General features: G+C 63.7%; 20 protein-coding genes and 1 other RNA gene. 9 read left to right on the top strand and 12 right to left on the bottom strand.

What is annotated here, in order from left to right:
• Positions 1–48: 48 nt before the first annotated feature.
• The 9 genes from rnpB to mscL form a co-directional block, all read right to left on the bottom strand.
• Positions 49–435, bottom strand: an RNA gene (rnpB, locus tag V473_RS03135) — RNase P RNA component class A.
• Between the two features lie 42 nt (positions 436–477).
• The gene (locus tag V473_RS03130) at positions 478–1,176 is read right to left on the bottom strand and encodes an N-acetylmuramoyl-L-alanine amidase (RefSeq protein WP_066600480.1); all 699 of its coding nucleotides are present in this window, start codon (positions 1,174–1,176) and stop codon (positions 478–480) included.
• Between the two features lie 129 nt (positions 1,177–1,305).
• A complete protein-coding gene (locus V473_RS03125) occupies positions 1,306–2,184 on the bottom strand; it encodes a CheR family methyltransferase (protein ID WP_066600478.1) in 879 nt (292 codons plus the stop codon).
• On the bottom strand, positions 2,184–3,266 hold the full coding sequence (locus V473_RS03120; RefSeq protein ID WP_066604921.1) for a chemotaxis protein CheB: 1,083 nt from the start codon (positions 3,264–3,266) through the stop codon (positions 2,184–2,186). Before V473_RS03120 ends, V473_RS03125 begins: the two co-directional genes overlap by 1 nt.
• A gap of 66 nt (positions 3,267–3,332) precedes the next feature.
• Complete coding sequence (locus V473_RS03115) at positions 3,333–3,698, bottom strand: response regulator (RefSeq protein WP_066600476.1); 366 nt, start codon at positions 3,696–3,698, stop codon at positions 3,333–3,335.
• Positions 3,699–3,781: 83 nt separating this feature from the next.
• Complete coding sequence (locus V473_RS03110) at positions 3,782–4,219, bottom strand: chemotaxis protein CheW (protein ID WP_066600474.1); 438 nt, start codon at positions 4,217–4,219, stop codon at positions 3,782–3,784.
• A gap of 11 nt (positions 4,220–4,230) precedes the next feature.
• On the bottom strand, positions 4,231–6,603 hold the full coding sequence (locus V473_RS03105) for a chemotaxis protein CheA (RefSeq protein WP_066600472.1): 2,373 nt from the start codon (positions 6,601–6,603) through the stop codon (positions 4,231–4,233).
• Between the two features lie 214 nt (positions 6,604–6,817).
• Positions 6,818–7,087 carry a hypothetical protein gene (locus V473_RS03100; protein WP_066600470.1) on the bottom strand — a complete coding sequence of 90 codons (270 nt, stop codon included), beginning with the start codon at positions 7,085–7,087 and terminating at the stop codon, positions 6,818–6,820.
• Between the two features lie 145 nt (positions 7,088–7,232).
• Positions 7,233–7,670 carry a large conductance mechanosensitive channel protein MscL gene (gene mscL, locus V473_RS03095; protein WP_066600467.1) on the bottom strand — a complete coding sequence of 146 codons (438 nt, stop codon included), beginning with the start codon at positions 7,668–7,670 and terminating at the stop codon, positions 7,233–7,235.
• Between the two features lie 103 nt (positions 7,671–7,773).
• Here mscL and V473_RS03090 point away from each other — a divergent pair, with 103 nt between their 5' ends.
• From V473_RS03090 to V473_RS03075, 4 genes are read left to right on the top strand one after another with little or no spacing between them, the layout of a single operon-like run.
• Positions 7,774–8,376, top strand: a complete 603-nt coding sequence (locus V473_RS03090; RefSeq protein ID WP_066600465.1) for a LemA family protein — start codon at positions 7,774–7,776, stop codon at positions 8,374–8,376.
• 4 nt (positions 8,377–8,380) lie between these two features.
• Positions 8,381–9,172: a TPM domain-containing protein gene (locus V473_RS03085; protein ID WP_066600463.1), complete on the top strand. Its 792-nt coding sequence runs from the start codon at positions 8,381–8,383 to the stop codon at positions 9,170–9,172.
• The gene (locus tag V473_RS03080; protein ID WP_066600461.1) at positions 9,172–9,849 is read left to right on the top strand and encodes a TPM domain-containing protein; all 678 of its coding nucleotides are present in this window, start codon (positions 9,172–9,174) and stop codon (positions 9,847–9,849) included. Before V473_RS03085 ends, V473_RS03080 begins: the two co-directional genes overlap by 1 nt.
• Positions 9,846–10,388 (top strand): NUDIX hydrolase, encoded by a 543-nt coding sequence (locus V473_RS03075; protein ID WP_066600459.1) that lies wholly within the window; start codon positions 9,846–9,848, stop codon positions 10,386–10,388. The genes V473_RS03080 and V473_RS03075 overlap by 4 nt, the downstream gene beginning before the upstream one ends.
• 38 nt (positions 10,389–10,426) lie before the next feature.
• Here V473_RS03075 and V473_RS03070 read toward each other — a convergent pair whose 3' ends face one another.
• On the bottom strand, positions 10,427–10,879 hold the full coding sequence (locus tag V473_RS03070; protein ID WP_066600456.1) for a DUF6456 domain-containing protein: 453 nt from the start codon (positions 10,877–10,879) through the stop codon (positions 10,427–10,429).
• Positions 10,880–10,978: 99 nt separating this feature from the next.
• Between V473_RS03070 and V473_RS03065 the strand changes: the two genes are divergently transcribed.
• Positions 10,979–11,542, top strand: coding sequence for a helix-turn-helix domain-containing protein (locus V473_RS03065; protein ID WP_066600454.1), 564 nt, complete (start codon positions 10,979–10,981; stop codon positions 11,540–11,542).
• Positions 11,543–11,601: 59 nt separating this feature from the next.
• On the top strand, positions 11,602–12,774 hold the full coding sequence (locus tag V473_RS03060) for a glycosyltransferase (RefSeq protein WP_066600451.1): 1,173 nt from the start codon (positions 11,602–11,604) through the stop codon (positions 12,772–12,774).
• Here V473_RS03060 and V473_RS03055 read toward each other — a convergent pair.
• Positions 12,750–14,411: a molybdopterin oxidoreductase family protein gene (locus tag V473_RS03055; protein ID WP_066600448.1), complete on the bottom strand. Its 1,662-nt coding sequence runs from the start codon at positions 14,409–14,411 to the stop codon at positions 12,750–12,752. The two genes, V473_RS03060 and V473_RS03055, sit on opposite strands and share 25 nt — an antisense overlap.
• A 179-nt stretch (positions 14,412–14,590) precedes the next feature.
• Here V473_RS03055 and modA point away from each other — a divergent pair, with 179 nt between their 5' ends.
• Entirely contained in the window at positions 14,591–15,322 is a 732-nt protein-coding gene (gene modA, locus V473_RS03050) for a molybdate ABC transporter substrate-binding protein (RefSeq protein WP_408021500.1), read from the top strand.
• On the opposite strand, the gene V473_RS03045 is transcribed toward modA, so the two are convergent.
• Complete coding sequence (locus tag V473_RS03045) at positions 15,309–16,073, bottom strand: HAD-IIB family hydrolase (protein ID WP_066600438.1); 765 nt, start codon at positions 16,071–16,073, stop codon at positions 15,309–15,311. The two genes, modA and V473_RS03045, sit on opposite strands and share 14 nt — an antisense overlap.
• A gap of 244 nt (positions 16,074–16,317) precedes the next feature.
• Between V473_RS03045 and modB the strand changes: the two genes are divergently transcribed.
• Positions 16,318–17,025, top strand: coding sequence for a molybdate ABC transporter permease subunit (gene modB, locus V473_RS03040; protein WP_066600436.1), 708 nt, complete (start codon positions 16,318–16,320; stop codon positions 17,023–17,025).
• A complete protein-coding gene (locus V473_RS03035) occupies positions 17,009–17,629 on the top strand; it encodes an ATP-binding cassette domain-containing protein (protein WP_066600434.1) in 621 nt (206 codons plus the stop codon). Before modB ends, V473_RS03035 begins: the two co-directional genes overlap by 17 nt.
• Positions 17,630–17,651 lie beyond the last annotated feature (22 nt).

The raw sequence follows: 17,651 nt of genomic DNA, 5'->3' as shown, positions 1-17,651 counted from the left end.
GGAATAAGCGGGAGAAACGCTACCCCGCCTGGGGATTTCGAACAGGAAAATGCCAGAGGGCCTGTAAGCCGGGTTCTGTCCACCCTGTTTCCAAGGATAGGCGACCATTCCTCTAGGGAACGGATTGCTCCGCTCCTCAAGCAACCAACCCGGACGGTCTCGGCCGAAACAGGCCTAGCGGTCAAGCCGCGCGCCGCCCCTATTCGGTCTTGCTCCCGGTGGGGTTTACCGTGCCGCCTTGCGTTGCCGCAGACGCGGTGCGCTCTTACCGCACCCTTTCAATTTCGCTTAGCCGAAGCTGTAGCGACCTGCTTTCTGTTGCACTGTCCCTTGGATCACTCCAGCCGGTCGTTAACCGGCACCGTTATTTCGTGGAGCCCGGACTTTCCTCGCCGTGGCGGTTACCCGCCACGCCGCGGCCGCCCGGCCCTCTGGCGAAACGGGCCTTAGACCTATTTTCCGGCTTCGTCATCCCGCTTATTCATCGCCGCGCGGTTTGGGCAGCAGCAGCGCCAGCAGGATGGCGCGACATTCGCCGTCGACCACGCCGTCGATCAGTTCGGGACGGAAACGACGCTGGAAAGCCACCACCGCCGCCTGCGGATCGGCAATGTCATAACCGAAGCGCTCAAGCGCCAGCATGAAGCCGCCGTCGGTCCAGTGCGGGTCCATCAGATTCTTGGTGGGCCGCGGCAGGGCCAGGCGCAGGCGCGCAAGTTGCCCCCAAGGAAAAAGTTCGCCGGGATCCTGCTTGCGCGCGGGCGCGATGTCGCTGTGGCCCACGATGTTGCCGCGGGTGATGCGATGGCGCTGAACGATTTGATGGACCAGCGGGATCAGCGATCCCATCTGCGTTTCCGGGAAAGGCCGATAGCCCCATTCATGCCCCGGATTGACAATCTCTATGCCGATACTCGCAGAATTGACGTCATCAACGCCGCGCCAGTGCGATCGACCCGCGTGCCAAGCGCGCTTGGCTTCATCAACCATGCGGATGATCTGCCCGTCCTCCGTCACGACATAATGGGCCGATACTTTCGATTCGGGATTGGCCAGCCAATTGATGGCGCTCGCCGCATCGGGCATACCGGTATAGTGCAGCACCAACATGGAGATGGGCAGGCTGCGCTCGTCGAAATTGGGCGACGGCGTTTCGATCATCGGCATGTCGGTCATCGGGAAAGGCCAGTCACTTGCAGCTGCTCGATCATCGCACCCTTCCGGCGCGCCTCTTTGGCGCCCTGAACGCGACAATGACTTAGACCGGCCCGGCAATCAAGCAGGGTTAATATGAGCGAAGCCGCGTCAGCCCGTCCGGCGCATCGGCCCACCGGCGCAATTGGGCGTTAGCGCCTTGCGGGCATAGCCGCCGCGAAATTCGGGATGGGACAGGAAATCGTCGCCTTGCCCGATCACCGTCTCCCCCGCGCCCAGCAGCAGGACCGACCCGGCATGGCTGTGTCGGGCCAGCAGGCGCAACACGTCCCCGCGCCGTTCCGGCGTGAAGTAGAGCAAGACATTGCGGCACAGCAGCAAGTCATATTCGCCCGATGGCGCGCGCGGATCGAACAGATTGTCATGCCGAAAATCGATCATCCGGCGCAGATCGGGGCTGGCGCGCCAATCCTCGCCATGCGGTTCGAACCATTTGATGAGGTCGCCGACAGCCAGACCGCGTTGCACGTCCATCTGCGAAAAGATGCCGGCGCGCGCCTGTTCGATCGCGGCCGTGGAAATATCCGTCGCCAATATCTCGATGCGCCACCCCTGCCAGCGCGCCGTGTCGTTACGCAGGCGGATCGCCAGCGAATAAGCCTCCTGTCCGGTCGAGCAGCCCGCGCTCCAGATCCGCAATGTGCGATCCTGCCGATCCTCCTGGATACGCGGCAGGATCTGGCGATGGATCATGTCGAAAATCTGGAGGTCGCGAAAGAAGCTGCTTTCATTGTTGAGCAGCGCATTGACCACATCCTCGTCCAGGCGCGGGTCGCGCTTGCGCAACAGCATCGCGGCCAGATCGTCGATATCCTGCAACCCATGCGCGCGCAGAATCGGCCGCAGGGCGGTCTCCATCCGCCATGCCCGGCCTTCCGACAATATCTGGCCTGTTCGCGCCTCCAGAAGCCCGGAGAGTATCCGCGCGGCGCCCTGGAAAATGGCGGCTCCGGCTGGTGGCAACGGCATCAGGCGGTGACCTTCCCGCGACGCGCGACAAAATGCATCATCGCCAGCGGCTCCATGACTGCGCAGGTGAGCCCCGCTCCCGCGACCGATCCCGGCATACCCCATACGACGCTGCTCGCCTCGTCCTGGGCGATGATCCAGCCACCAGCCGCGACAATCTCGCGCGCGCCCAGCGTACCATCGCGCCCCATGCCGGTCAGAACGATCCCGGCCGCACCGGCACCGTAAACCTCCGCCATGCTGGCGAACATCGGATCGACGCCGGGCAGGTTGCCGGTTGGCGTGCGTTCAGGATTGAGGATGATCATGGCTCGACCATGTAGGCCGCGCCGCAATTGGATATTCGCGTCGCCGGGCGCGACATAAACGATATCGGGCATCAGCAGATCGCCGGTTTCCGCGACCTTCACCCGCAGGCTGGTCATGCGCGACAGTTGCTGCGCGAAATAGACGGTGAAGCTGGCGGGGAGATGCTGAGTCAACAGCAACGGCACGCCCAGCGGCGCGGCCAATCCCTGAAACAGCTGGCCCAGGGCATGGATGCCGCCGGTCGATGCCCCAATGCCGATACAGGCAAGCGGCGCGGCGGCCGGGTTAATGGGCGGAGAACTGGTGAGACGCGGCAAGGGCGGAGCCACCGGTCGATCGCCAAACAACCGGTTCAACCGGTCGATCAATGCCTGGGGGAATTGTTCGCCAAAGCTGCCGCTGCCGGGCTTGGACACGATGTCGCTGGCGCCCAGCGCCAGCGCCTCGATCGCGGCGGCGCTGCCTTCCTCGCATTTGCCTGACAGGATCGCGACCTTCACGGCCGGATTGGCCCGCAGTATCTGCGGCAAGGCAGCCAAGCCGCTCTGGCCCGGCAATTCAATGTCGAGCAGCACCAGATCCACCGCATGTTCGGCCAGATAGCCCAGCGCATGTTCGGCGCTGTTCGTCTTGTGCACCACGCTATAGCTTGAATCGCCATTGAGAATGCGTTCGATGACCGTCCGCACGACTACCGAATCATCCACAACCAACGTGCGAACGGCATGTTGTTCACTGATGCGGCTGGATGGTATCGGCATGATCGCGTTCATCATGGGCTTTCTGCGCGGAAGGATCAGATGGAAATCGGGCACTCATGGGTCAGCGGGCAGGCGCCGCTAGATCACCCCGACGATCGCCAGCTTGCTTTCCAATGTCTCCCGATCGAACGGCTTCATGACATATTCGTCGGCGCCGGCCTCGACCGCCGCCTTGATATGGCTGATCCCGTTTTCCGTGGTGCAGAAGATGATCTTGGGTCGCGCCGCCATTTTGGCGGTGGAAAGCGCCTGCAGGAATTCCATTCCGCTCATGATTGGCATGTTCCAGTCGAGCAGCACCACATCGGGCGGAGAGGCTTCGCACTGGGTGAGCGCGTCCTGCCCGTCCACCGCCTCGCTGACCGTCAGGTCCAAGGATTCCAGAATATGACGGGCAACCTTGCGGATGACCTTTGAATCGTCGACGACCAGGCAATTCTTCATGAAGCGTCCCTTAGGTTTTTGCGTCCCGTTTCAGCGGGCTTAACCGGCAAAGCCAAGTATTTGGTAAACGAGCCGGGCATATTTTACGCCGCCTGCGCGAGCGCCCCGCCCTCGATGAACGCAGCCAACGACACCAGGAGCCAGGGATGGCCATCATGTTCAACCAGGGCGCGGGCATAGGGCGCCCAAGCCGGATCGAGTTGACCGCGCAACGGCAGTTCCCCTTCCGGCACGCGACAGATATCGGACACGCCATCCACCATCAGGCCATAGCTGTGGCCGCTGATATTGGCGATGATGGCCAGGCCGCGCCGCGCCGCCGGCGTCGCCCGACCATGGATCAGCGCAGCGACATCGATGATAGTGAGCACCCGGCTCCGCAGCGCGGACAGGCCGGCCACATGCGCGCCCATGCCGGGGACGGGGGATATGTCGGTCAGGCGAACGACCGCCTCGACCTCGCCGGTTTCGACCGCAATTCGCGTGTCGGCCAGCGTCGCGAGAAGATAGAGCTGATCCATGGCCGCGTTCCTTATGCCCGCCGACCGGCGATCGCCGCCATCAGCGCATCTTGGTCATAGCGATAAATACTGCCGTCCTGTGGCCCGGTCGGACGAGGCGAGGCGCGCAGATGCACGACACGGCATCCCATGATTTCCGCCGCCTGCGCGGCGTCCGCTTCCGTACATAGCACCACGTCGTCAGGATCGACGGCGCAGTCGCCGGGCAGGCCCAAAACCACCTCATGCCCCGCCTGGCGCAGCAAGGGTGCCAATATCTCGCGCGTCCAGCCATCGCCGCTGTCGGCCAGCACGCACCGTCCCCGCGCACGTTCGACCAGCGCTTCTTCGGGAAGTCCGGCGAAAAGCGCGAACGGATTGATGACTTCCAGATGCTCGCCATCGACCACGGCGACACCGCTCAACATACCATGCATCGCCACCATGTCGGGGACGGCCGGCATCTGGACGATGTCCAGTACGGCCGCCACCGGATAGCAAGCCTCTCGCCGATCGTCGCGTAAACGCAGCGCGGACACCTTGGCCCGATCGAACTGCGACAGGCCGTTGGCGACGGGCACCAATCGCTCGTCGAGCCGCACGAAGGCGCGGCCACCCGACCGGCCAAACAGGCCCGCGTCGATATCTTCCACCCGTTCGATCAACGATAATTTTAATAGGCGGCGTTCGCCCGACAACTCCTCGAAACGCAGCGCCGCGACCATTTCGACGCCGGCTTGTGCGTCCGCTTCCTGACCCTGCTGCCGCGCCGCGCGATCATCGATAATGTTGGGCAGGCGCGCCGCATTGGCCAGACCCGCCGCGTCGAGCAACAGCATCGGCTTGCCATTGTCGGGCAGAGTCATGCCAGCATAGACCCCCGTAGCCATCACCAGCGGAGAAGCCGGGCGAATCACCAGTTCCTCATGATTGTCGACCGCCGATACGCCCATGGCGAAGGGCACGCCGGTTGCCGATCGCACCACCATGATGGCGCGCGGTCCCTGCTGCACCGGCTTTTCCATGCCCAGCACATCCTCCAGATCGACCATCGAATGACGGATCGCACGGATCGTCGCGATCTTCGCGCCGCCGACTTCGCTGATGTACAGCGTCTCATTATTGTCGTGCAGGATTTCGACCACGGCCGAACGCGGAATCGCAAAATGCTGGCCGCCGGCCCGGACGATGAGCCCCGGAATGATGGTCAGGGTCAACGGCACGCGCAGCGTGATGCACAGCCCCTGCCCCGGATGATTGTCGAGCGCGATAACCCCGCCGATACGCTCCACATTGGCGCGCACCACATCCATGCCGACGCCGCGGCCTGAAATCGCAGTCACCTGATTGGCGGTCGACAGGCCAGCCTGGAAAATGAGGTCGAGCCTGTCCTCTTCGGACAGACGCTTGGCCGCCTCCGGGGTCAACCGGCCTGCGGCGATCGCCTTGTCCACCAGACGCGCCGTATCGATGCCCGCCCCGTCGTCGGCGATCGCGATGACGATCTGGTTGCCCGACTGGCGCGCCTCCAGCCGCAATCGGCCAGCGTCCGGCTTGCCGGCGGCGCGGCGCTTTTCCGGCGTCTCGATGCCATGATCGATGCTGTTGCGCACGATATGGGTGAGCGGGTCGACGACCATCTCCACCATCTCGCGGTCCATTTCGACATCGCCGCCTTCCAACGTCAGGTCGATGCGCTTGCCAAGATCGCGGCCAAGATCGCGCACCATGCGCGGAATGGCGGCGAACAGGCGATCCACCCGCTGCATCCGCGTTTTGGATATCACATCGCGCATGTCGGCCACGCAGGTCGACAGGCGTTCGAACACATTGTCCAATTCAGGATCGGCGGATCGTTCGCGCAGCTTGCGCGACAATTCATTGCGCGCCAGCACCATGTCCGACACGCCGTTCATCAATTGATCGATCAGGCTGAGCGGCAGGCGGATCGTCCGCGGCCCCGATTGCACTCCGCCCTGGCGAGCCACCGCGACCGAGGCGGCCACCGCCTGGACCGCCGGTTCAGCGACATCGGCGGACGAAATGCTCAGAGCGCCGATCAGAAAATCGTCATTCTCGCTGGGCAGGGCCGCCCCGATGGCCACCGCCTCGGTCAGTTCGCCGATCCGGTCCATGATGCCCAGCACGGCGCTGACAGTCGCAGGGTCCGCCCCGCGCTTACCCGCGCGAATTTCGGACAGCACATCCTCGGCCGCGTGGCTCAATCGCTCGAAACGCGGCAGATTCAGGAAGCCGCAGCTGCCCTTTACCGTGTGGAAAAAGCGGAAAATGGCATCCAGCCGGTCCCGGTCCGATGGGTCGGCTTCCCAGGCGACCACTTCGCCTGCGAGAGCCTCCAGCGTTTCCTGGGTCTCGGATATGAATTCCTGAAGTAGTTCGTCCATTCCCAATCGGCCCCACGGATGCGCGCACGGGCACCATGGCGGGGCGTGGTTAAAGGGGCGTTAAAGGGGCAACGAAACGCGCAAGGATTACGCGCAAAAAGGGCGTCGCGCACAGACGCGACGCCCTTGTCGGCTCGGCTAGATTGATTTCCAATCGGATGATACCATCTGACAACACGGAAATCGCAAAAATCGGATAATCTAGACCTGCTGCTTATTGCTGCTTTTCTACGGCATCCTCAGCCTTGTCGCCCGCTTCGCGGGTGGCGTCGGCCTTGTTCTCCAGCGCGTCGGCAGCATTTTCAGCCGCGCTTTCGGCATTGCCGGTCAGATTGTCGGCCATGGCTTCCATGTTGTCGGCCTGGTTGTCGAGTGCGTCCGCCTGATTCTCGTAAGCATTCTCGACCTTATTTTCCTTCGCGGAATCGCACGCGGCGAGCGCGACAAGGCTGGCAAGGCCAAGGACTGTGACGAAAGTTTTCACGGCGTGTTCTCCTGTTTGCGCCCCCAGGGGCTGACGTCATTCGGCACAGGTACAGATGGTGCGAAGCCACCTGAAACCCTGACGCCGATCAACCGGCCGCCGACGCGATGGTTCCCATAGACGCCTCGTTTCGTCGCAAAAACGATTATTTTTTAAGCGAATCCCGGATTTCGCGCAGCAACAGGACATCCTCCGGCGTCGGCGCGGGTGCGGCGGCTTCCGGCTCCGGCTTGGTCGTCAGCTTGTTCATCGCCTTGACCAGCAGGAAAATGATGAAAGCCAGGATGATGAAATTGACCAGCACGGTCAGGAACTGCCCCCAGCCGAACATCGCGACGCCCGCCGCTTTCAGGTCGGTATAGCTTTCGGGATTGCCCTTGAAGCCTGCGGGCAATTCGCCCAGCCGCACGAAATAGCCCGAAAAGTCGGCGCCGCCGAAGATATAGCCGACCACCGGCATGATGAGATCGTCGGTCAGCGACTTGGTGATGGTGGCGAAGGCGCCGCCGATAATCACACCGACGGCCAGATCCATCACATTGCCGCGGTTGATGAAGGTCTTGAATTCGGAAATCAGCCCCATCGGGAACTCCTTGCCTTATATATGATAATATCAGGATGGCCCGTTGCGCCGTTAAGGACAACGCCCTATTTCCACAAGCGAAACAAAAAGCCGAGGATGTTCCATGACGCTCCTGCGCCGCTTCTCTAAAATTCTGCTGCCGCTGTTCGGGGCGCTTGCCCTGTCCGCCTGCGGCATCAACAGCGTTCCCACCGCCGAAGAAGAGGCGAAGGCCAAATGGGCCGACGTCCAGGCGCAATATCAGCGCCGCGCCAATCTAACCGGCAATCTCGTCGCGACGGTGAAGGCGGCGGGCAAGCAGGAACAGGCGACGCTGACCGCCGTCACCGAAGCCCGCGCCAAGGCGTCGTCGGTGCAGGTGAGCGCCGACGATCTGTCCGACCCAGCCAAGGTCGCGCAATTCCAGGCGGCCCAAGCGCAGTTGAGCCAGGGATTGGGACGTCTGCTGGCCACGGTCGAGGCTTATCCTGAGTTGAAGACCAACGAGAATTTCCTGCAACTTCAGTCCCAGTTGGAAGGCACGGAAAACCGCATCGCCGTAGCCATTCGCGACTATAATGGCGCGGTGCAGGCCTATAATACCCGCATCCGCACCTTCCCCGACGCGATCGGCGCCAAGCTGATCCATGGCGCGAAGCCCATGACCCCGTTCCAGGCCACTACGCCGGGCGCGGAGGAGGCGCCGAAGGTCGACTTCGGCAACTGATCGGATGCTTCGCCGCCTGGTCCTGATCCTCACGCTGCTGGCGCTCGCGCCGGCGGCGTGGGCGCAGAGCTTTCCCACCTTCGATGACAAGGGCGTGGTCGATGCCGCGAACCTGCTCGACCCGGCGCAGGAACAGGCGCTCAGTCAGAAACTGATCGCGCAGAAAAAGGCGAGCGGCCGCTCGCTCGTCGTGGCGACGATTCCCGATCTTCAGGGCTATGACATAGCCGACTATGGCTATCGCCTGGGTCGCGCCTGGGGCATCGGCGACAAGGACAGCAACGGCGCGCTGCTGATCGTCGCGCCGGCCGAGCGCAAGATACGGATCGAGGTCGGCTATGGCCTGGAGGGCGTGCTGACCGACGCGCTGTCCTCGCAGATCGTTCGCAACGCCATCGCCCCGCGTTTCAAGGCTGGGGACATGCCGGGCGGTATCGATGCAGGGGTCGATCAGATCTCTGGCCTGCTGGCCCTGCCACCGGATCAGGCCAAGGCGCGCGCCGCCGCCGCCGAGGCGGATGCCCGAAAACAGGATGACGAGGGCGGCGCGATCATCGGCTTCTGGATCATATTGTTCATCATCTTCTTCGTCGCCCTTCCCCTCCTGTCGCGCGCTCGCGGCGGGAAGCGTTATGCTCGCGGCGGCGGAAGCGCGCCCATCATTCTCTGGGGGCCAAGTGCGGGCAATTCAGGCTGGGGATCAGGCGGTGGCTCCGGTTGGAGCGGCGGCGACGGCGGTGGCGGCTTTTCGGGCGGCGGCAGCTTCGGCGGCGGCGGCGCATCGGGGGACTGGTGATGCAGCTTCATTTGACTAAAGCCGACCATGACCTTGTTTCGGCCGCCGTGGCGAGCGCGGAAGCGCATACGTCGGGCGAAATCATGACCATCGTCGCGCGGCGATCCGACAGCTATCATGACGTCGGCCTGAGCTGGGCAGCAGCGACCATATTCATCGCGCTGGCGGTGATGGCCGCCTTCCCCGCGCCTCTACGCGCCTTCCTGTCCGCGCTGCTGCTCGACTGGGAACATGAACTGGCCGACTGGAAGCTGCTGACGGGGTTACTTGGCATCCTCACCCTCAAATTCCTGGTCGTGCGCTATCTGTTGGCGATCATGCCGCTCCGCATGGTCATGACCCCGCGCGCGACCAAGGCGCGGCGGGTGCGGCGGCGCGCCATCTTGCTGTTCCGCACCGCCGCCGAAGCGCGCACGCATGGGCGCACCGGCGTGCTTATATATCTGTCGCTCGATGAGCATCGCGCCGAAATCGTCGCCGATCGCGCGATCAACGAAAAGGTGTCGGGCGAAGCCTGGGGCGATGCGATGGCCGCGCTCATAGAGGCGATCCGCGCCGGTCATGCGGGCGAGGGTCTGGCCGAGGCGGTGCGGCAGGTCGGCGTCGTGCTTGCCGGCCACTTCCCGCGCGCCGATGACGACATCAACGAATTGCCCGACAGGCTGATCGAATTATGACCGACCCCGACCACAGCGCGCCCGAAGAAGTGATGTGGGCGGGGCGCTTCATCACTGCTAAGAGGCGCGGCAAGTGGGAATATGTCGGGCGGGCACGCGGCATTCACGCTGCCGTCATTCTGGCGATCGACGAGGCGGACGACGGCCCGCATGTCCTGCTGGTCGATCAATATCGCGTGCCTCTGGGTCGCCGTTGCATCGAATTGCCCGCCGGCCTGGTCGGCGATCATGAGGAAGGCGAAGAGGCCAGTATCGCGGCGGCGCGCGAATTGGAGGAGGAAACCGGCTTCCGCCCAGACCGTCTCGAATCGCTTGGGCAATATTACAGCTCCCCTGGGATGGTGTCGGAAAGCTTTACCCTGTTCCGCGCGCGCGGCCTGGAGAAGACCGGCGAAGGCGGCGGGGTGGACGGTGAAGACATCCACGTCCATCGCGTGCAGATCGCCACCCTGCCAGACCAGATCGCCCTCTGGCGAGAACAGGGCTATGCGATGGATGTGAAACTGCTTTTGCTATTGGGCGCGGGCATGATCGCCTGACAGAGTCGCATGGGCCGCGGATCAGTGTCGGCGTCGCATCACGACACGCGATACCATCCGGCCACCCTGTCGAGCGCCAGCGTCAGAACCAGCTTGCCTGCCCGACTGGGCCAGCCGAGCGCTTTTTCGGCAGCAACCAGCCCCTCGCCCGCACAGGCGACACGCCACAATATGTCGGCCAGGCCAGGCCCGGCCGCCGCGATCGCACCGTGGAACCGTTCGCGCGCCGACAATTGCGCCAGAGTGGGATCGCCCGCCCCTCCCCCGCTATTGGCGCTGCGTGGCGCGGCATCCCAACGCATGGTGACCCGCGCACCCAATCCAGCCCTTTCCCAATCACGGCGCAGCATATCGCCGGCCAAATAGTGGCGCTCGCTCAACAACCCCCGCGCATGCAGCCAGGCGAGGGGCGATTCGCCGACATGCACCAGCACGGCCTGGGTTTGTCCTTCGGGGTCTTCGATCATCTGCTCGATATGGGTGGCGGCCATCTGCCTCTCCTGCCTGACGGGAATCGATACGGAAAGCCTTGCCATGTGGGATAGTTTGTAGGAAAGAGAAAACCAAATAGGTTCTATTTCGAGGTGCAGATGATTACCCGCATCCGCGAGGTCCGCAAGGCGAAGGCGCTTACGCTGGAACAGGTTGGCGCGCTGTGCGATCCACCGACCACCGCCCAGACGATCGGACGACTGGAAACAGGCACGCGCACCGTATCGGTCAAATGGCTCAACCGGATCGCGCTGGCATTGGGCGTCACGACCGCCGAACTGGTGGCGCTGCCGGGACAGGCCGACATAGCGGTCGCCGCCTTGCTCGGCCCCGACGGCGCGCGCGCGCCGACCCGGCCGCTCGCCTTTCCGTCCCCAATCGCCTCCGACGGAATGGTTGGGGTGCATGTCAGCGCCAGCATCGGCGATTATCGCAGCGGGGACGCGATCTGGTGCCGCCGCATCGCGCCAGAAGAGTTTTCCGCAGCACTCAATCGCGACATATTATTCCCCCGGCCAGCCGGCCGTTTCCTGTTCGGTCGGCTGATCGGCCGGGAAGGCGACCGCCTGCAACTTCTCCCGCTGGGTGCTGGCGCGCGCCAGTTGGTGCTGACCGATCCGCCATGGGCCGCGGTGGCGGTGCAACTCGTCCGACGCCTCTAGCCAAGGCGGCACGAGGCTGCTTAACCGTGCGCTAAACATTATTCTGCGAAAGAGAGGCCATGGCGCTCAACGTCCTCATGCTATCGACCCTCTTTCCCGACATCAGCCGGCCTAATTTTGGCGTGTTCGTGGAACGGCAGGCGCGCGAACTCGCCAGCCGCCCCGAAGCCGACGTCACCGTGATCGCGCCAGTCGGCCTGCCGCCCTGGCCGCTGTCGCTCGCGGCCCGCTATGCCCCCCTGCGCGCGCTACCGCGCAAGGAACGCTGGCGTGAACTCACGGTCTATCGGCCGACCTTCTCCATCATTCCCAAATTCGGCGGTCGCACCAATGTCGGCGCCATGACCCGCGCCATCCTGCCGCTGGTCAGGCGACTGCACGCGGAAAAGCCGTTCGATGTGATAGACGCCAGTTTCTTCTTCCCTGACGGTCCGGTGGCGCAGCGCCTGTCGAAAGCGCTCGGCATCCCCTATTCGGTCAAGGCCCGCGGTGCCGACATCCATTATTGGGGCACGCAAAGCGGCACCCGCAAGATGGTTCTGCAAGCGGCTGAAGGCGCGGCGGGCCTGCTCGCCGTGTCTGACGCGATGCGCCGGTCGATGGCCCGGATGGGGATCGATGCCGAAAAGATTCGCGTCCATTATACCGGCGTAGATCTCGATACGTTCGAAATGGGTGATCGGGATGCCGCCAAGGCTGCGCTGGATTTCAGCGGCCCGGTCCTGCTGTGCGTTGGTGCGCTGATCCCGCGCAAGGGGCAGGATTTGCTGGTGCGGGCGTTGCCCATGCTACCGGACGTGACCCTGTTGCTCGCTGGACAGGGCGCGTTCCGCCGCACGCTCGAAAACCTCGCGCAGGAATTGGGAGTCGAACGGCGCATCGGCTTCCTGGGATCGGTGCCGCATCACAAATTGCCCCGCATCTACACCGCCGCCGATGTGATGGTGCTGCCGTCCGAATCGGAGGGGCTGGCCAACGCCTGGGTTGAATCCCTCGCTTGCGGCACGCCGATCGTCATCACCGACGTCGGCGGCGCGCGCGAATTGCTGGACCGGGCCGAAGCGGGCCGGATCGTCGCGCGCGAACCCGAAGCGATCGCCGAAGCGGTTCGTGCGATACTGGACGCCCCGCCCGCCGCAAAAAATGTGCGCGAAGCGGCGCTGCGCTTCACCTGGACGGCCAATGGCGACACCTTGCTGGCCCATCTTCAGGCGATCGCCGCCCAGTTCTGATCCAACGGCCAGAGCAGGCGGGCGCGTCCGTCCGGGGTCGGGAAATGGCCACCGTCGAAGGGAACATCGCCCCAACGCCATGGCGTCAGTTCGTCATAGGCAGGATTGGAAATGGCTGCGTGGCGCTTGAGGTTGAGCAGCCACTGACCGTCATTGCGATAGGCGGTCAGCCGCCCATGTTCGCGATAAATGTCGGCAGGACGCTCATAATGAAAGGCGTCGCGCCAACCCATCGCTTGCGCGACCTTCGTCACTATCCACCAGTCCGGCCGCACATCGCCCGGTAGCGGGAGCAGGCATCGCTGGCGACTGATCAGCCGGTCGCTCCCGGTCGATGTGCCGTCCTTTTCGATCCAGGTCGGGGCCGGCAACAGGATGTCGAAATCCTCCACGCCGTCCGTCCGATCGACGCTGCATATCGCAAGGGGAACGGCGGCTCGCGCCTCACGCAGCCACGACGACGCCTGCGCATTCGGGCCAATGCTCCACAATGCCTTTATTCGTCCGTCGTGCATGGCGTCGATCAACGCCGCACCGTCCAACCCTGGACCCTCGGCAAGATGGCGCGCGCTCCAAAAGCGCCCAACATCGGCACAGGCATCGGGCGTAAAAGCACGATGCCCAGCCAGGCTCTGCCCGAAGCATCCAACCTCCCGCGCGCCCATGCCATTGGCGCCGTCGGCAAGCGGGAACGGCGTAGCGCCCGGCCGAGCGATACGCCCCGTCGCCAGATGGAGATTGAGAACGGCAGCGGCGGCCCGGACACCACAGCGATCGCCAAATAGCGTCACCAGCCGACCCGTCGACGCCATCTGCTCATAGAAGGCACGGATCGTCGCGGGCGGCAAACCGCAGGCGCGCGCAATCGACCAGATGTCGTGCCCTTGCGCCATATCGCGCCAAATGTTGAGCGGCAACCTGACGTGCCGATCGATAAACGCTTGGTCGATCGCGCCAACGGCGCGGCAATGAAGCAGCGCGCCCGTGAGCAGCCGATCGAGACTTCCGGGATTGACGCGCAGGCGCAGATCGGCATCCACCGAGGCGCCTGCATCATCATCGGTTAGCAGAGTCATATGCATACCATGCGCCTGCCGTGCCGCCATCGCCCGATCCAGCAGCACGGGATAGTCCCGCCCCGTCCGCCCGCCCAACAGCAACAGCGTGTCGGTACGCTCGATATCCTCGACGGCGGCGGGCATGACATCCTCGCCGAAAGCGGCGCGCTGCAACGCGCCCAAGCCGCCCTCTCCGGTCCAGAACGTGTGAATATGGGCGCCCCCCAGAAAGCCCTTCATCATCTTGTTGACGACATAATAATCTTCGGTCAGCAGCCCGCCCGACACATGAAATGCGATGCTGCCCGGCCCGTAGCGCGTCATGATGTCGGTCAGGCGTCGCGCAACATGCGCGATAGCTCGGTCCCAACCCACCAATCGCCCGTTTACCGACGGATGAAGCAAGCGACCATCAAGCGTCGCGGACTGATCCAGCGCCCGTCCATGGGCGCATAGCAGCCCGCCATTGGCGGGATGCATCCGATCCCCTTCGATCCGTACATCCCGATTGTCGCGCACCATCGCACGAATGCCGCAACCCACGCCGCATTGGCCGCATTGGCTTCGAATGACCGCCATCTTCAGGAGCGTTCCGCAGGCAAACGGCGGGAAAAGGCGAAACGCGCCATCATGCGTCGGTGCCTAGCCGATCGCTGCGCGGAACAAAAGCATCTCGTCGGTTGGTTGCATCGTCGGTCGCCAGGAGGCAGACAGGACGAATGACACGCCTGTTCTTTCGCTTGACCGCCATCCTGACCATGATCATCGCGCCGCTGGCCCATGCGGCGCCCGGCGAACGCGGACCACTGGTGCTGGCTGCAGCCAGCCTTCAAGAAGCGATGACGGCAGCGGCAGGCGCATGGGCGGCGCAGGGTCACGCCCGCCCTGTCCTGTCCTTCGCCGGCTCGTCCGCGCTTGCCCGACAGATCAAGGCGGGCGCGCCGGCGGACCTGTTCCTGTCCGCCGACGAAGACTGGATGACCGATGTGGAGCGCGCCGGCTTCGTCGTGCGGAGCACGCGCGCCAATATCGCGGGCAATCGGCTGGTGCTCATCGCTCCGGCCAATCGGCCAGTGCGGCTGCGCATCGGCAAGAATATGCCGATCGCCCGCGTGCTGGGCGATTCGCGCCTTGCCATGGCCGATCCCGACAGTGTTCCGGCGGGTAAATATGGCAAGGCGGCTCTGACCACATTGGGCGTCTGGCGGTCGGTAGCCAACAAGATCGCGCGAGGAGAAAATGTCCGTGCAGCACTGGCGCTTGTCGAACGTGGAGAAGCGCCGCTGGGTATCGTCTACGCCACCGATGCCCGCGCATCGCGCGCAATCCGTGTCGTCGGCGCCTTTCCCATCGGTAGCCATGCCCAGATCCGCTATCCGCTGGCCCGCCTGACGGGTAGTCGCCATCGTGACGCCGAAGCCTTCCGCCGCTTCCTGCTGTCAAGAACAGGCAAGGCAGTACTCGCCCGCTACGGCTTCACCGCGCCCTGACGCCCTGTTTCTGACAGGCGACGATCGCCGCGATCACCGCCAGCGTTTCCTGCGGATCGCGCACTCGCACCGTGTCCAGACCCAATTGCTGGGCCGGATAATCATTGCCGCCGGGAAAAATGGCGTCGCCGATGAACATCATCGCGTCGAGCGCAATGCTGCTGGCATCCCGCAATTTCTTCAGGCCATAGGCCTTGTCCACCCCCTCGCGCGTGACGTCGATCGACGTGGCGCCACCCATATTGATGGACAGGCCGGGCAGGCGCTGCTGCAAGTCCGCCTGAATGATCCTGCGCTTGGCGAAATCGGGATCCCAACCTTCCTTGGCGTGGATCGGCGCTTGCTGGCCCAGCGCGGAAAAAGTGATTTGGCTCCCTCGGTCCTCGATCCGTTCGCCCCAGGTCTGTTCGGGAACAAAGCCAGTAGCCTCCAACGCCGCGTCAAAGGCTTTCAATATCGCCGCCTTCTGCGCCGCATCGAACAGTTCGGCATAGACGGGCGACCAATCGCCGTCCGCATAGACGTACAGCTTCGTACCAGTTGTTGGCATCAGCCATAGGCGCGATCGGTCTGCATGCGCCGGCAGGCGGCTTGCCACCTGCTTTTCGAACTGTGGCCAGTCGCCGCCGGAGATCACCGCCACATGCGCTACGCCGAGCAGGTCCGCCAGCGCTTCGCCCATGGCCTCGCCCAACGGCTGCTTGCTCTCGGCCAGCGTGCCGTCCAGGTCGAATGCGATCAGTTGCTTCATTCCAGTCCCGTTTCCCGTCATGCCGATGGTAGGATAGTGCGCTAGCGACTGCCACGCCGCCGGGCAATGCTGGCCAATGATGATTCTGGCGATATCACTTGATCCCATCCTGAGCATGGCATCGAAAATCGACTTGCCGCCACGCTGATCGGTCCTAAGACGGAGCCGACATGGCCCGCGCGATAATCACTTTCCGGCTTCGATGGTCCATGATTGCGACCTCACCTGAGATCGGCCGGTCCTGATGTCCACTTTCACCCCGGAAGAATGGACCATCATCGGCCTTTCGCTGCGGATCAGCCTGGTCGCTACGACCGCGATGTTGCCGTTCGCCTTCACCTTGGCCTGGATATTGGCGCGATGGCGCTTTCCAGGCAAATTGCTGCTCGACGCGCTGGTGCACCTTCCGCTGGTTGTGCCGCCGGTCGTGACAGGATGGCTGCTGCTGCTGCTGTTCGGCGCTCAGGGACCGATCGGCCAGTGGCTCCACACATGGTTCGGTGTCACCATCCTGTTCCGATGGACCGGCGCGGCGCTGGCGGCCGCCATCATGGCCATGCCGCTGATGGTGCGCGCGATCCGCCTCTCTATCGAGGCGATCGACAGGCGGTTGGAGCAAGCCGCCCACACATTGGGTGCCGGGCGCATACGCACCTTCTGGACGATTTCTCTGCCGCTCGCCATGCCCGGCCTGCTGGCGGGCGCCATTCTTGGATTTGCGCGTTGCATGGGAGAATTCGGCGCGACCATCACCTTTGTTTCCAACATTCCGGGCGAAACGCAGACCTTGCCCATCGCCATCCACGCCGCCATGCAAACACCCGGCGGCGAAGGACTGGTCACGCGACTGGCCCTGATATCATTGGCGCTTTCGCTATCCGCCCTGGTAGCTGCGGAACTGCTGGCGCGCCGCATGACGAGGGGAAAGCGGAGCCATGTTGATCGATATTGACGTGCGACGCCGGGTAGGAGGGCGGATCATTGGCGTCACGATGCGGACCGATACAGGCATCAGCGCCCTGTTCGGTCCGTCGGGAATCGGCAAGACGACGATATTGCATATGGTCGCGGGACTGATACGCCCCGACGAAGGACATATCCGCATCGACGGGACATTATTGTTTGATCATCGGCAGGCTATCGACATACCATCCAAATTGCGCGGATGCGGCTATGTATTTCAGGATACTCGGCTGTTCCCCCATCTGCGTGTCCGCGCCAATCTGCTCTACGGCCGCAGGGGTGAGGGACCGGCCTCCCTTTCGACGGTGATCGATCTGCTGGGCCTGGATGGCCTTCTCGACCGCTGGCCCATCACTTTGTCAGGCGGCGAAGCGCAGCGCGTTGCGATCGGCCGCGCCCTGCTGTCCGGTCCGCAGATCCTGCTGATGGATGAACCTTTGTCGTCGCTGGACGACAGGCGCAAGGCCGGTCTGCTCGGACTGATACGGGACATACCGCGGCGAACCGGCATACCCATTCTCTACGTGACCCACGACGCTGCAGAAATCGACGCGCTTGACGCCACCCGGATTGATGTCCTCAATCCCGCTTGACACCTTAGGTTGTACAGGGTCG

The organism is Sphingobium cupriresistens LL01 (assembly GCF_001046645.1).
GTDB classification, from domain to species: domain Bacteria; phylum Pseudomonadota; class Alphaproteobacteria; order Sphingomonadales; family Sphingomonadaceae; genus Sphingobium; species Sphingobium cupriresistens.
The sequence above is the reverse complement of the archived record's forward strand: the minus strand, read 5'-3'. Positions and strand labels throughout refer to the sequence as shown.